The organism is Staphylococcus sp. SB1-57 (assembly GCF_017086425.1).
Lineage (GTDB): Bacteria > Bacillota > Bacilli > Staphylococcales > Staphylococcaceae > Staphylococcus > Staphylococcus warneri_A.
Genome location: NZ_CP070964.1, coordinates 1,765,189 through 1,780,333 on the forward strand (window position 1 = coordinate 1,765,189; position 15,145 = coordinate 1,780,333).

A 15,145-nucleotide genomic window follows, 5' to 3' on the forward strand; every position below is an offset into this window, starting at 1 on the left:
AGCCAAACATTTTACAATAAACTATATAATTTAATGTCTGGGAATTTTTCTTCAAACCAACGTGTCGCAAATTCATTTTCAAATAAAAATACATAATTATCATAACGATCGTGTACAAGTATCGAACGAGATGTATTCATATTATCTTTAATATCTTCCTCGTTTTCAATCCATCTTGCAATTTTACGGCCTACTGGTTCCATCACTACATCTACGTTGTATTCATTGTTCATTCGATGTTCAAAAACTTCAAATTGTAGCTGTCCAACTGCACCTAAAATAATTTGATTCGTGTGCAATGTTTTATAGTATTGAATCGCACCCTCTTGTACTAATTGCTCAATGCCTTTATGAAAATGCTTTTGTTTCATAACATTTTTCGCAGACACTTTCATAAATATTTCAGGTGTAAATTGTGGTAAATCTTGGAAACTAAAGTTTTGTTTCCCACCAACTAATGTGTCTCCAATTTGATAATTTCCTGTATCATATAAACCTATAATATCTCCTGCGACTGCATGATTAACTGTTTCTTTATCATCCGCCATAAATGATGTTGATCGTGTAATCTTTTGTTTTTTGCTCGTACGTTGTAAGGTTACATCCATACCACGTTCAAATGCACCGCTGACTACTCTCATAAATGCAATTCTATCTCTATGTTTCGGGTCCATGTTTGCTTGAATTTTAAATATAAATCCTGAAAAGTCAGTATCAAAAGGACTTACTTCAACATCTTCTTTAGTTTGACGAGCATTTGGCATTGGTGCATGATCGACATAAGCATTTAAAAAGTTTTGAACTCCGAAATTAGCTAATGCTGATCCGAAGAATACTGGTGTCAATTCACCATTTAATAATGCTTCATTATCAAAATTTTCTCCTGCTTCTTCTACTAACATTAATTCTTCAATCGCTTGTTCGAATGCACTATCATTTTTAATCGCATGATCTTCTTCTAATTCATAATCGTCATTTAGGTGTAAGATATTTTCTTCATCTCTAAACGGTTCAATAGATTTAGATTTTCTATCAATAATACCAAAGAAGTTTTGACCCATACCTACTGGCCAATTCATTGGATAAGTATCAATATTTAATGTTTCTTCAATTTCATCCAATAATTCAAATGGTTCCTTACCAACACGGTCTAACTTGTTAATAAAGGTAAAGATAGGAATACCTCGCATCTTACAAACTTTAAATAATTTGAGTGTTTGGGGCTCTATACCTTTCGCACAGTCAATTACCATCACGGCACTATCTACTGCCATTAAAGTACGATACGTATCTTCTGAAAAGTCTTCGTGACCTGGTGTATCTAAAATATTAATCTTATAATCATCATAATCAAATTGCATTACAGAACTCGTTACTGAAATACCACGTTCTTGTTCTACTTTCATCCAGTCACTTGTAGCGAACTTACCTGTTTTCTTACCTTTAACAGTACCTGCTTCACGAATAGCACCACTGAAGAATAGTAGTTTTTCAGTTAAGGTTGTTTTCCCAGCATCCGGATGGGATATAATAGCAAAAGTCTTTCTTGACTCTACTTCTTCCTTTATATTCATTAATCATTCTCCTTTAATATTGTTTCAAACCAATTGGTTACAACATTTGCTAATTTTTGAGCTTCTTCTTCATCATTAAATGTGAAAAATTGCATCAATAACGTATCGTTTATTTCTGACCTAGTTAAATCAATGGCGACTTCAACTGACCAAAATTGATCAGGTATAGCAATAAGCATTGTATCATTCAATCTTTGAAAATATACTTGAAATGCGTATGTTCCTTCTGTATATTCTCTAATCTTCAACAGGCCCACCGCCAAATTTTTTATAAGCCGCTTCTAAACCAATTAAGTCATCACGGTGTGGTACCTTTACATGCCCAGGCATAATTTGATAAGGTTCTCTACCTTTTGAAGCTAATACTACAGTATCACCAGGTTCTGCAACATCAATGGCATGTTTAATACCTTCTGCTCTATCTTCAAATTCAACATAATTTGAGTGAGTGGCACCCTTAGCTAATTCAGCTGTAAGCATTTTAGGATCATCATTGGCAGGATTATCAGGCGTGAAAATAACGTAATCAGCACGACAAGCTACGCTACCCATTTCAGGCGTTTTAGTCATGTCTCTTTCACCAGCCATACCTACTAAGAAGATAAGTTTTTGTTTCACAAATGGTTTAACTGCATCAATGAGTTTATTCATTCCATCTGCAGTATGTGCATAATCTATAATTAAATCTATTGGCAAATTAGGGTCTAATACTTCTAAACGTCCCTCTACTGGTTCAAGCGATTTGACCGCTTCAATGATGTCTTCAAATGTCGCACCTTTACTCCAAACCGCTATCATAGCTGCCATAATGTTTGAAATATTGAATTTACCTACATATGGACTTTCAACTTGATAACTACCAAATGGTGTGTCAAATTCAAATTTAACACCTTGTAAAGATTCTTCTACATTAATTGCTTTAAACTGTGCATCATGATCTATACCATATGTAAATACCTCATACGGCGTAACAGAAGCTAGATACTCTGAAAAATCGTCATCATTATTTAATACTACATATTTTTCTTTAGCGAGGTCCTCTCCTAATTGACTAAATAATAGTGATTTAGCATGTCCATATGCTTCCATTGTTCCATGAAAATCTAAATGATCTTGCGTTAAATTAGAAAAAATCGCAACATCAAATTCCACGCCTCTTAATCGACCTAATGATAAACCATGACTAGATACTTCCATTGTCATTGCTTCAGCACCTTCATCAACAGCTTCTTTGATTTTTTTAGTTAGAGATACTGTTTCTGGTGTTGTATTCGCACCTTTTGTTTTTGTTTCATTAATTTGAAAACCATTCGTTCCTAAATAAGCACTACTTTTATTTAATTTTCTATAAATTAAATGAATCATTGTTGCTATAGATGTTTTACCATTTGTTCCTGTTACACCATATGTAACTAAATGATGACTCGGAAAGTCAAATAATTCATGTGCTAATAAGCTCGCTACTCTTAAAGTGTCAGGTACAATAATTTGAGTAACTTCACCTTTTAAGTCTTGCTCTCTATTGACTACAATGATACTACATCCTTGATCTACTACATTTTGACAAAACTTATGGCTATCAACTGTATAACCTTTTGATGCGACAAAAATACTGCCTTCTTTAGCTGTTCTTGAGTCAGTAGTGATATCTACTACTTCTTTATCTAATGTTCCTATAACTTGTTTTACTCGAATTTTTTCGAACAATACACTCGCATTCAAAATGAATCGCTCCTTTTTTTACATTAAGTCTATTATACACGTTTTGATGACTATGATAAATTTATTCTTTCTATTTAACTGTATTAAATATTGGTTATTCTAAAACAACAAAAACTAACTTATTTCAAGCCAATTTCTTATATCGTCATTTTGATTTTTCTAACATATATTAAATGAGGTTATACCTCTTGTAAGCCCATGAAAGATAAACATTTAGCTCATTCAAAGCTATGAAAATGTAAATTTATACCTCATTTATTAATCTACTATTAAATAAAACTAAAATTCTTGTTATTTGATAGGTTTTAATAATACATACTTGTTAAACCATGCTAACATTATAAATAGATTATCAACCTTATTTAAAGTAATTATAAAGATAATACATCACTTGTATTAAGTTCTTTCAAATTTATTTTTAAGTTAGTTGTGGTATAATGCATAAATACAAATTTTCGGGCAGTGTCTAATTACCCTTTTAAATTGTAATTAAGACTAAATTGCTACAAATCAATGGTATTTCATGTACATGTAATCACGATATTCCTTTTATAATGTATTAAAATACGTTACACTTATTATAAATTTTAAAAATTAACGGAGGGTGGCTTTTAATGGTTACTCAAAATAAAAAGATATTGATTATTACTGGTTCTTTCGGTAACGGTCATATGCAAGTTACTCAAAGCATCGTAAACCAATTAAATGAAATGAATTTGGACCATTTAAGTGTGATTCAACACGACTTATTTATGGAAGCGCATCCTATTTTAACTTCTATATGTAAAAAATGGTATATCAATAGCTTTAGATATTTCAGAAATATGTATAAAAACTTTTATTATAGCCGCCCTGATCAACTAGATAAATGTTTTTATAAATATTACGGTCTAAATAAATTGATTAATATACTCATTAATGAGAAACCGGATTTAATTTTATTAACATTCCCTACACCAGTCATGTCTGTTTTAACAGAACAATTTAATATCAATATTCCAGTAGCTACAGTGATGACTGATTATAGAATGCATAAAAACTGGATTACACCTGAATCAGATCGCTATTATGTAGCAACTAAAGATACCAAAAATGATTTTATAGAAGTAGGCGTACCAGCCTCACAAATTAAAGTCACGGGAATCCCGATTTCAGATAAATTCGAAGAACATATTGATCAAAGAGCTTGGTTAAGTAAACATCACTTAGATCCTGATAGACCTACAATATTAATGTCTGCAGGTGCTTTTGGTGTTTCAAAAGGGTTCGACCAAATGATTAATGAAATCTTAGAGAAAAGTAAACATTCACAAGTTGTTATGATTTGTGGCCGTAGCAAAGAATTAAAACATTCTTTACAAGCTCAATTCAAAGATCATCCTGATGTTCTCATTCTAGGTTTCACAAAACATATGAATGAATGGATGGCATCAAGTCAATTAATGGTTACAAAACCTGGTGGTATTACAATTTCAGAGGGACTTACTCGTTGTATTCCAATGATTTTCTTAAATCCAGCTCCTGGACAAGAATTAGAAAATGCTAATTATTTTGAGGATATGGAATTTGGTAAAATTGCCAATACACCAGATGAAGCTATAGATATCGTTACACATCTTACAAATAATGAATCAATATTAAATAAAATGACTTCAAACATGAAAGAATCTAAAATTGAGTATGCCACTCAAAAGTTATGCAAAGATCTATTAGAACTATTAGGCCATTCTTCGCAACCAGAAGAGATTTATGGAAAGGTGCCTTTATATGCAAGATTCTTCGTTAAATAACTATTCTAATAATAAAAATTTCATTATAATGCTAGTCATTTTATTTCTTATGGAATTTGCGAGAGGTATGTACATATTAAGTTATATAAACTACCTACCTACTGTCACTTCAATTGCAGTTGCAGTGACATCATTAGCATTTTCTATTCATTTTATTGCAGATGCAGCAACAAATTTTGTGATAGGTTTTTTATTAAAGAAGTTTGGTGCTAAGCTAGTATTAACTTCTGGGTTTTTATTAGCATTTCTAAGTTTATTCTTAGTCATTTGGTTTCCATCATCACCAATTGTCATCATTATTAGTGCTATCATGCTAGGTATAGCCGTTAGCCCTATTTGGGTTATTATGTTATCAAGCGTTCAAGAAGATAAACGTGGTAAACAAATGGGCTATGTATATTTTGCATGGTTGTTAGGTTTATTAGTTGGTTGGGTCGTAATGAACTTCTTAATTAAAATACATCCATTACATTTTGTATTTATGATGTCTTTAGTAGTATTAATCGCATGGGTATTATACTACTTCGTTAATATTCAATTGACTAATTACAATACTAAACCTGTTAAAGAACAATTATTACAGATTGTAAATGTAACTAAACGACACATTGTTTTATTCCCTGGTATATTACTCCAAGGTGCTGCGATTTCAGCATTGATACCTATTCTACCTACATACGCTACAAAAATTGTACATGTATCAACGATTGAATATACAATCGCAATCATGATTGGTGGAATTGGTTGTGCTGTTTCAATGCTATTTCTTTCAAAAATAATTGATAAAAATAGTAAAGGATTTATGTATAGTATTATATTCGGTGGGTTCATCTTATACACACTTATGATATTTGGATTATCTCTAATCACCAATATATATATTGTGTGGGGTATCGCGCTATTCATTGGTCTCATGTACGGCATCTTATTACCGGCATGGAACACATTTATGGCTGGACATATTAATCCAAAAGAACAAGAAGAAACTTGGGGTGTATTTAATAGTGTTCAAGGCTTTGGTTCTATGATTGGTCCTTTATTAGGGGGCTTAATTACACAGTTTACTAATAATTTAAATAATACATTCTATTTTTCTGCACTTATTTTCTTAGTTTTAGCATTATTCTATGGCTATTACTTTATAAATAGAAAACGAGCTAAGTAATTAAAATGGAGTGAGATAAAGATCTATGTACCATAGATTCCACTATCTCACTCCATTTTTTTATAACTATTTTTTATTTCTAATTTAATTTAAATGTATCGATAACTTTCCATTTGTCTTCTTCAGTGCTAAATTGTAGTAATGATAATTCTTCGATTGTCTCTTTATGATCTACCCCTGCTAACTCTACTTGACCATAAATATCTTCAAATTCTTGGCTTGAAAGACCTTGAGCAATTGTAAAATGAGGTACAAATTGATGTTCGGCCTTACCATAGAAATCATCTGTATTAAAACGATCGAAAATTTCTTCAAGTTCGTCATTCTTAGCAACTTTAAAGTAAATGACATTATTTACTGGTTTAAAGCTAGATGCTTTAGTTGCATGAATATCAATTGATGAAATACCTTTAATTCGAGTTTCAATTTCTTTTTTAACTGAATCTAAATCCGCATCATTAACTTCAAATTGAGATTTCACTGTAATATGTGGCATAATTTGTGCATAATGTGTATCATAACGCTTACGATATGCATTTACCTCTTCTTGAAATGACTTTGATGGGATTAAAGCTAATCCTAAAATCATTTGAATTCCTCCTTTGTTTAACCTATTTCCATTATATCAAAATTCTATGAAAACCGTTACTTTAAACTTAAAATTATTTTTTCTATTTTAAACAATATACATAATAATATTTGTACGTTATTAATTTGAATAACGATTGAACATGATGAATTATGAGTATGATTTACTCTGGTAACTCTTCATCTAAAAAGTATTTTAAAATATCCCCTAACAACGGTTTCCATGATTTCCAATTATGTCCCCCATCAAATTCTTGATAGTGATAACGAATATCAAATTGATTAATGAGTGCATTCAACTCACGATTAGGAGTTAAAAAATTAGCACGTTTGCCATTCGTTGGTAATTTAAAGTCTTCCTCTTCTAAACCAATTCCATGCCAAATAGAAAGTTGTGATTTCGTGTCACATCTCTCAACTTTTTCTTTAACCACTTCATCGTATTGTGGACTTAGCATTGCAACTTGGCTAAATATTGTTGGATACGTTAATGCTGTAAGTAATGCTATACTTCCAGCTAAACTATCACCCATTAAAAGTCGAGCGTTACCCACTTTGTATGTTGGGAAAGTTGCATCTATAAACGGTAATAGTTCTTTACCAACTGCTTGAACTGTTAAATGTGATCGACTACCTTTTGGATGAAACTCCTCACGACGTTTTTCTACATCTTCATAATGAAAACCTACAATAATCGCTCTTTGAATTTCATTATCTTTACGTAGTTTTTCATATTCTCGTTGAATTCTTCCAAACCTTAAAAAGTCTAAACCATCGAAGCATATAATCACTTGGTATTTAAATAAATCAGTATATTCTTCAGGTAAGTAAATAGAAATAGTAACATCTCTTTCTAATATGTCACTATACAATATATGTTTGTTAATTTTACCTGGTTTAAATTCAGACATGCTAAAACGCCCCCTAGTAGTATTATTTATATTGTACCAAGAGACGTTATATTTTTAAATTATGTGCGTTATGAACTTTGATTAAAACTGCAAAATGAAATCTACTGCTATGTTTATTTGTTCTATTTATTCCAATACTGATTAATAATTAATAAGTATATTCTTTCATCTTGAAAATGATAAACTCATTATTTATTTTTCAATCTTTCTGGATATGTTTTCAACCAGAATATTGCATTAGGTATTTTCTTCGCATCAGGCTTATAAACAGCATAGTAGCCAGAACCCAATTGTGCCTTTTGTTGTTCATAGTCTTTAAGTGCTTCTAACGCAGGCTTATGCAATATCCATATTGCTATAATATTCAACCATGCCATTAATCCAACACCTAAATCCCCTAATGCCCATGCGACATCAGCTGTTTTAATTGAACCATAAAAAGTTGCAAATAATAAAGCTAACCTTGCTATGATAAAGAAGATATGTGTAGTCCTCTTACTTTGATGTCTTGTTAAATAAGCTACATTGGTTTCTGCAATATAGTAATATGCCAATATCGTCGTAAAAGCAAAGAAGAATAAAGCAATGGCAATAAAGTATGAACCAATACCAGAAAAATGTGGATCAAAATGGTAGCCGCTACCATGGAAAGCTTTATCTATACCTGCTTGAGCATACATTGCAGTACCTGAATAATCTTTACTGCCATCTGCATTTTCTACAAATATTCCTCCATCTTTGATTAAATGTGGAGTGCCATTTGCATTAGTCTCGCCATCAGTTACGTTATATGTACCTGAAAGTAAAATGATGAGCGCTGTCGCTGTACATACAAATAAGGTATCTACATAAACTGAGAATGATTGAACAAGTCCTTGTTTAGTTGGATGAGAAACTTCTGCAGCTGATGCGGCGTGCGGTCCTGTACCTTGTCCTGCTTCATTAGAATACAAACCTCTTTTTACACCTATCTCAATCATGGCTCCGACAATCCCACCAAATGCTGACTGTAACCCAAACGCAGATTTGAAAATTAGTGCAAATAAAGCTGGAACATGTTGAATATTTATAATAATGATTATAATGGCCATTAATATATATATTACCGCCATAAACGGTACAACTGCTGTAGCAACATTAGCAATTGAACGTAGTCCACCAAAAATAATTAACGCTAAAATAACGACAACGATAATAGCCACTATCCAATTTGGAACATTAAAAGCATTGTGCATAGAGCTAGCAATTGCATTCGATTGAACACCAGGTAAGAGTAATCCTACTGAAATTACTGTTACAATCGCAAATATTAAACCATATATCTTTCCAAATTTTCCACCTATCCCATATTCAATATAGTATGCTGGTCCTCCGCGATATTCTCCCTTATCTTCACGTTTGAAAATTTGCCCTAAAGTAGATTCGATAAATGCACTACTAGCACCTAGAAAGGCACTAATCCACATCCAAAATACAGCGCCTGGCCCTCCAATAAATATAGCAGTCGAGACACCTACAATGTTACCTGTCCCAACACGTCCTGCTAACGACATAGCTATAGCTTGAAAGCTTGTGATACCACTTGGTGACTTTTCCCCTTGGAACATTAAACGTATCATCTCTTTAAAATGTCTCACTTGGAAAAAACGCATTCTCAAACTAAATAAAATCCCTGTTAACAATAATCCGTATACTAATGGTTTACTCCAGACGAGATCATTTAAAAATGTAACGATTTTTTCAATCATCGTATACCCCCTTAATTATTATCGATTAAAAAAATTATACAATGTACATTTACACTTTACAATATATTTTCAGAATTTTCATTAAATAATATGTATTTTTAACTTACTCAATATGTCACTTTATCGAATCATGACTCTTTTGTAGCTTTTCAATTTGAGATATACTATATAAGACTATAAAAAATGAAAATTTTCAGGAGGATCTATATATGTTAAATAAAGTTTGGTTTAGAACCGGCATAGCTTTAATTATGTTGTTCATACTCATCAAACTATTTATGCAAGTGCATGAAGTATTTACACCAGTTGTAACTATCATCGGTTCTGTTTTTCTTCCTTTTTTAATTAGTGGGTTCTTATTCTACATATGTTTACCATTTCAAACATTATTAGAAAAATGGGGATTCCCAAGATGGGCAAGTATTTTAACTATATTTGTAGTATTAATTGCAATTATCGCTATTGTTGTAGCCTTTATTGCACCTATCATTATTTCAAATATTAATAACTTAATTAAACAAACACCTGCCCTACAAAAAGAAACTGAGCGTTTAATCAATTTCTCACTAACACAAATTGATAAATTACCAAGTGATGTCACACATCGAATAAATAACATGGTTAAATCAATGGGAGATGGCGTCACAGATGTATTATCTAACTCAATTTCATATATTACATCATTAATTTCTACCATTTTCTTATTAATAATGGTACCGTTCTTCCTTATTTACATGTTGAAAGATCATGAAAAATTTATTCCTGCTGTAGCTAAATTTTTCAAAGGTGAACGTAAAGTATTTGTCGTAGATTTATTAAAAGACTTAAACTATACGTTAAAATCTTATATTCAAGGTCAAGTAACAGTTAGTGTTATCTTAGGTATCATCTTGTATATTGGTTATACAATAATCGGCTTACCTTATACACCGTTACTTGTTTTATTCGCTGGTGTTGCTAACTTAATACCATTCTTAGGTCCATGGCTTTCTTTCACGCCAGCAGCTATTTTAGGTATTATCGATGGACCTTCAACGTTCATTTGGGTATGTGTCATTACATTGATTGCTCAACAATTGGAAGGTAATGTCATCACGCCAAATGTAATGGGTAAATCACTTAGCATGCATCCATTAACAATTATTGTGGTTATATTAGCTGCAGGTGATTTAGGTGGTTTCACACTTATTTTAATTGCTGTACCTTTATATGCAGTGTTAAAAACAGTTATTAGCAATATCTTTAAATATCGTCAACGTATTATTGATAAAGCAAATAGCAATGTCAAAGATTAATAAAATTTGTCTTATCAATATTTACAAAGCAAAAAGACCAAGTGATTCTTTCATCAATCACTTGGTCTTTTATTATGTTATAAGTAATATACTTTTGTAGTTAATAACTCAACTATTTAATTGCGTGGAATCCACCATCTACATGAATATTTTCACCTGTCACACCACTTGATAAGTCACTTAATAAGTATGCAGCAGTTTTACCTACTTCTTCTTGATCGACATTACGTCTTAATGGTGAACGTTCTTCAATTTCTTTAAGTATAGTATTGAATCCACCCACACCTTTTGCACTTAGTGTACGAATAGGTCCTGCTGAAATAGCATTCACACGGATATTGTCTTCACCTAAGTCAAGCGCTAAATATTTAACATTAGCTTCTAAACTTGCTTTTGCAACACCCATAACATTATAGTTTTGTACTGCAAATTCGCCACCTAAATAAGTAGTTGCAACTATACTACCACCTTCAGGCATTAATTTTTTAGCTTCATGTGCAACAATGGTTAAAGAATATGAACTAATATCTTGTGCTAATAAGAAACCGTCTCTAGAAGTTTCAGAGAAACGTCCTCTTAAATCTTCCATATTTGCAAATGCGATTGAGTGGTAAACACCGTCGATATTACCTACTTCTTCACCAATTTTTGCAAATCCATTGATAACACCTTCATCACTTTGAACATCAATTTGATATAAACGTGCTTCAGGTTGATTTAATTGATCTAATAATTTTTCTAATTCTTTACGGCTACGTTCTTTACGATATGTAAATACTAATTTTGCACCTAATTGGTCCAATACTTTTGCAACACCAAAACCAATACTACGTTTATTAGCAATTCCCATAATGACGTAAGTTTTATTTTCTAGATTTAACATGCAAATAACTCCTTTAATTTAGATATATAATAGTTGATTTCAAACGTTTCCTTCTTTATTCACTCATCATATTCTAACACTTTTAGTACCAGATAATAAAGCATTTTAGATTTGTCTAACTCCTATCACCCATTTAGACTTTCTTCTTCAATAGCAAAACGCCTGCAAGTATCACTTATACTTACAGACGATTTGTATAATAGCTTAATAATAAAATTCTAATTCTTGTTTTAATTCGTCAACATATTCTTTTGATCCTGTAACAATCAATCTATCTTTGTAGCGTAATTGTGTGTCACCGTGTGGAACGATAGAGTCATTATTACGGACAATTCTCACGAAGATTATATCTCCACCGAATGGGAAGTTTCGTAATTGCATATTTTCATATTGATGATTCAACATTTGAATCTCATACAATGATGTTTCTACATTACTTAATAGGTTAAGCATATTAGGTGTTTCTATTAAACCTTTAAGTAAAATCTTATTACTTAAGTAGTTACTGAAAATTTCAATACCTAATGATTTCATTTCCATATCTTCATTGGTACTTTCTAATCTACAAATAACACGTTCAACACCATGTTCTTTCGCCATTAGGGCCACTTTTCTATTTATTTCATCATCATTTGTCGCACAAACAACAATATCACGATCGAATAGACCTAATCTTTCTAGTATCTCTTGCTCATAATCCGCAATTTCAATCATTGTAATTTCATCGGATAACTTGCGACTATCACTTAAATCTTTACGATAATAAAGTGAAATATCATACAGTTGCGATGTTAAATTCTGAGCAATTGGAATAGTGAGTTGATTTTTACCAATTAAACTCACTTCGATACGACGATTCATTTCATTTGGTACAGGGAATAATTTTTTAAAGATGACTGGTACAAATACACATGTAATGACTGCACTTAATATCAGTAATCCTGATGTCTCCGGCGAAATTGTCTTAAGCTGCTCCGCTATTTTGGCAGCTGCAATCACAAGCGATAATGTTGAAGTTAATAAAAATCCAGAGGCAATCGTTGTTTTTAAATCGAACCAACGTTTGATAATGAATACTGGAATTAACTTAGATACGATAAATGCTAAGATTAATATAGGAATAATAATCAGTAGCGATGGTTCTTTAACAAGTGACGGAATATTTAAATCGACACCAACCATAATGAAGAAAATTGGAATAAAGAATCCATAACCAAATGAATCTAACTTTTCAACCATTTCTTCATCAGGATTTAATAATGATACAACAACACCTGCTAAGAATGCTCCGAGTATGTATTCTGCACCTACGCCTTCAGCCAAAGCTACAAGCAATATAATAAGGGCAAAGACAGCACGAATACCAATTTGGGTTGTACCACCCATTAACTTTTGTAAAAATGACATGCGCTTGAATAATACACCGATAACATAAAATACAATAGTGAATACAACTAATATGCCAGTAAGCCATATAGTACTACCACCATGGCCGTTCACTGCACCATATATAGTTAATAATATCATTGTAACTAAATCGGCTAATACCGCTACTAGAAGGATAAATTGTCCAATCGTAGTTCTCATAATGTTCATTTCTTTTAATGTCGGTACTACAACACCTAAAGAAATCGTTGAAATGATGATAACCATTAATAATACATCATCGATTAAACCGAACCATTTAAATGCAAAGGCTAAAATGATTGATACAATCATAATTAACCCAAAAACTAACATAGCTAGATTTAAATGACCAGGCACTTTCTTTTCTTCTTTACTTTCACCTTGTCGTGGTCGTGCATCCTTTTTAAATGCATTAAAATCAATTTCCAAACCACTTAAAAACATTAAAAAGATAAAGCCTAATGTTGATAGAATATTAAGCATAGAATCTTTGGTTACTAGATTTAAAAATGAATTACCAATGATAATTCCCATTAAGATTTCAGCGACGACTACTGGCAAAAAGTTGATATTCAACCTATTAACAATAATAGGTGTTAAAAATGCAGCAACGACTACAATCACAAGTGATAAGAACTCCATTCGTTCCTCCTTAAGTTAAATAAGACATAAATGATGTTGCTAAGCCGAAATAAATTAACATACTGACAATATCATTAATTGTTGTAATAAATGGACCACTTGCTACTGCTGGGTCAATTTTTAATTTATTCATAAGTAATGGAATCATTGATCCTACCAATGTTCCAACTGTCATAGCACAAGTCAAACTACCACCTACGATGACTGCTAATAATGGTTGTCGATAGATTGAAATAATAATAATAATTAAAATAATTGAGCACACAATTCCAGACAACAATCCGCTTCCTGCTTCTCTTAAAGCTACTTTAAACTTACTTTGTTCATCAATATCTCCAGTTGAGATATTACGCACAGAAACGGCTAATGATTGTGTACCAGAATTACCTGACATCCCGCTAATAATAGGAATGAATGCTGCTAATAAGGCAACCTTAGATAATGTATCCTCAAAACTACCTAGAATAGTCGCTGTTATCATACCTAAGAATGTTAAAATGATTAACCACGGTAAGCGTTTCGTCGCTGTTTTGATGACTGAGTCATTCGTAGAGTCAATATCAGAAACCCCGGCTAAACGAGAGTAGTCTTCACTAGCTTCTTCGTCCATTACATCTAAAATGTCATCGATTGTAATGATTCCTAGTAAGTGATTTTGATAATCTACTACTGGTACCGCAATAAAATCATAGTCTCTCATTGTTTGTGCAACGTCTTCTTGGTCTGTTGCAACATCAACGCTAATAACACGTTCGCTCATGACATCTTCAATATAAGCATCGTTTTCAGCAGTGATTAGGTCCCTTAATGATAGAACACCAACTAATTGATCATCTTCATTTACCGCAAAAATGACATATATGGTTTCTGCATTAGGCGCTTGTTCTTTAACATGCATCAATGCTTCTTTCACGGGTGTTGTTGATTTTAAAGAAAGATATTCCGTCGTCATAATACCGCCGGCAGTATCTTCTTCATAATGTAACAATGCTTTGATTTCATTTGCATCTTCGTTATTCATTAATGTGAGTAAACTAGCAACTTTCGGTTTGGATAATTCATTTAAAATATCTACCGCATTATCGTAAGACATCTCTTCTAAAATATGACTAGCATAGTTCGCATTGATATTATCGAATAGCTCCTCATATTCTTCATCATCTATATCTAAATGGTCGAAGAAATCAGCAACTTCACTAGGAGATAAGAATTCAAATATCTTTTGTCGCTTTTCTTCATCGGTATCTTCAAAGTACTCACTTTGTTCGTAATTATGCATTGATAAAAATTCTTCTCTAAATGCATCAATGTCACCATCTTGTAATAATCGATCTAATAAATCTTTATCATACACGTCTTCGTTCACATGTTCTTTCTCTTTTAATTCTGTGTCGTTAGACAAATTAAACACCTCCAAAAC

Annotated in this window: 12 protein-coding genes; 3 read left to right on the forward strand and 9 right to left on the reverse strand. The window is 32.0% G+C overall.

Annotated features, from left to right (window positions below):
• Window positions 1-11 precede the first annotated feature (11 nt).
• From JX000_RS08745 to JX000_RS08755, 3 genes are read right to left on the reverse strand one after another with little or no spacing between them, the layout of a single operon-like run.
• Window positions 12-1,574, reverse strand: coding sequence for a peptide chain release factor 3 (locus tag JX000_RS08745; protein ID WP_002450753.1), 1,563 nt, complete (start codon window positions 1,572-1,574; stop codon window positions 12-14).
• The gene (locus JX000_RS08750; protein WP_049425452.1) at window positions 1,574-1,822 is read right to left on the reverse strand and encodes a YueH family protein; all 249 of its coding nucleotides are present in this window, start codon (window positions 1,820-1,822) and stop codon (window positions 1,574-1,576) included. The genes JX000_RS08745 and JX000_RS08750 overlap by 1 nt, the downstream gene beginning before the upstream one ends.
• The gene (locus JX000_RS08755) at window positions 1,812-3,296 is read right to left on the reverse strand and encodes a UDP-N-acetylmuramoyl-L-alanyl-D-glutamate--L-lysine ligase (protein WP_075778098.1); all 1,485 of its coding nucleotides are present in this window, start codon (window positions 3,294-3,296) and stop codon (window positions 1,812-1,814) included. Before JX000_RS08755 ends, JX000_RS08750 begins: the two co-directional genes overlap by 11 nt.
• Before the next feature lie 614 nt (window positions 3,297-3,910).
• Between JX000_RS08755 and JX000_RS08760 the strand changes: the two genes are divergently transcribed.
• The gene (locus JX000_RS08760; RefSeq protein ID WP_206140636.1) at window positions 3,911-5,086 is read left to right on the forward strand and encodes a diglucosyl diacylglycerol synthase; all 1,176 of its coding nucleotides are present in this window, start codon (window positions 3,911-3,913) and stop codon (window positions 5,084-5,086) included.
• On the forward strand, window positions 5,064-6,251 hold the full coding sequence (gene ltaA, locus JX000_RS08765) for a lipoteichoic acid biosynthesis MFS flippase LtaA (protein ID WP_049425010.1): 1,188 nt from the start codon (window positions 5,064-5,066) through the stop codon (window positions 6,249-6,251). The genes JX000_RS08760 and ltaA overlap by 23 nt, the downstream gene beginning before the upstream one ends.
• Window positions 6,252-6,330: 79 nt before the next feature.
• Here the strand turns inward: ltaA and JX000_RS08770 are convergent, their stop codons facing one another.
• From JX000_RS08770 to JX000_RS08780, 3 genes are all read right to left on the reverse strand, one after another.
• Complete coding sequence (locus tag JX000_RS08770; protein WP_002450758.1) at window positions 6,331-6,840, reverse strand: YjcG family protein; 510 nt, start codon at window positions 6,838-6,840, stop codon at window positions 6,331-6,333.
• Between the two features lie 163 nt (window positions 6,841-7,003).
• Window positions 7,004-7,750, reverse strand: a complete 747-nt coding sequence (locus JX000_RS08775) for an esterase family protein (protein WP_002450759.1) — start codon at window positions 7,748-7,750, stop codon at window positions 7,004-7,006.
• 188 nt (window positions 7,751-7,938) lie between these two features.
• Window positions 7,939-9,498: an alanine/glycine:cation symporter family protein gene (locus JX000_RS08780; RefSeq protein ID WP_075778095.1), complete on the reverse strand. Its 1,560-nt coding sequence runs from the start codon at window positions 9,496-9,498 to the stop codon at window positions 7,939-7,941.
• Window positions 9,499-9,707: 209 nt separating this feature from the next.
• Between JX000_RS08780 and cozEa the strand changes: the two genes are divergently transcribed.
• The gene (gene cozEa, locus JX000_RS08785) at window positions 9,708-10,793 is read left to right on the forward strand and encodes a lipoteichoic acid biosynthesis protein CozEa (RefSeq protein WP_002450761.1); all 1,086 of its coding nucleotides are present in this window, start codon (window positions 9,708-9,710) and stop codon (window positions 10,791-10,793) included.
• 112 nt (window positions 10,794-10,905) lie between these two features.
• Here cozEa and fabI read toward each other — a convergent pair whose 3' ends face one another.
• From fabI to mgtE, 3 genes are all read right to left on the reverse strand, one after another.
• Window positions 10,906-11,676: an enoyl-ACP reductase FabI gene (gene fabI, locus JX000_RS08790; RefSeq protein WP_075778094.1), complete on the reverse strand. Its 771-nt coding sequence runs from the start codon at window positions 11,674-11,676 to the stop codon at window positions 10,906-10,908.
• 204 nt (window positions 11,677-11,880) lie between these two features.
• Window positions 11,881-13,725 carry a monovalent cation:proton antiporter family protein gene (locus JX000_RS08795; protein WP_002450763.1) on the reverse strand — a complete coding sequence of 615 codons (1,845 nt, stop codon included), beginning with the start codon at window positions 13,723-13,725 and terminating at the stop codon, window positions 11,881-11,883.
• A gap of 10 nt (window positions 13,726-13,735) precedes the next feature.
• Window positions 13,736-15,127, reverse strand: coding sequence for a magnesium transporter (mgtE, locus tag JX000_RS08800; RefSeq protein WP_049425025.1), 1,392 nt, complete (start codon window positions 15,125-15,127; stop codon window positions 13,736-13,738).
• Window positions 15,128-15,145 lie beyond the last annotated feature (18 nt).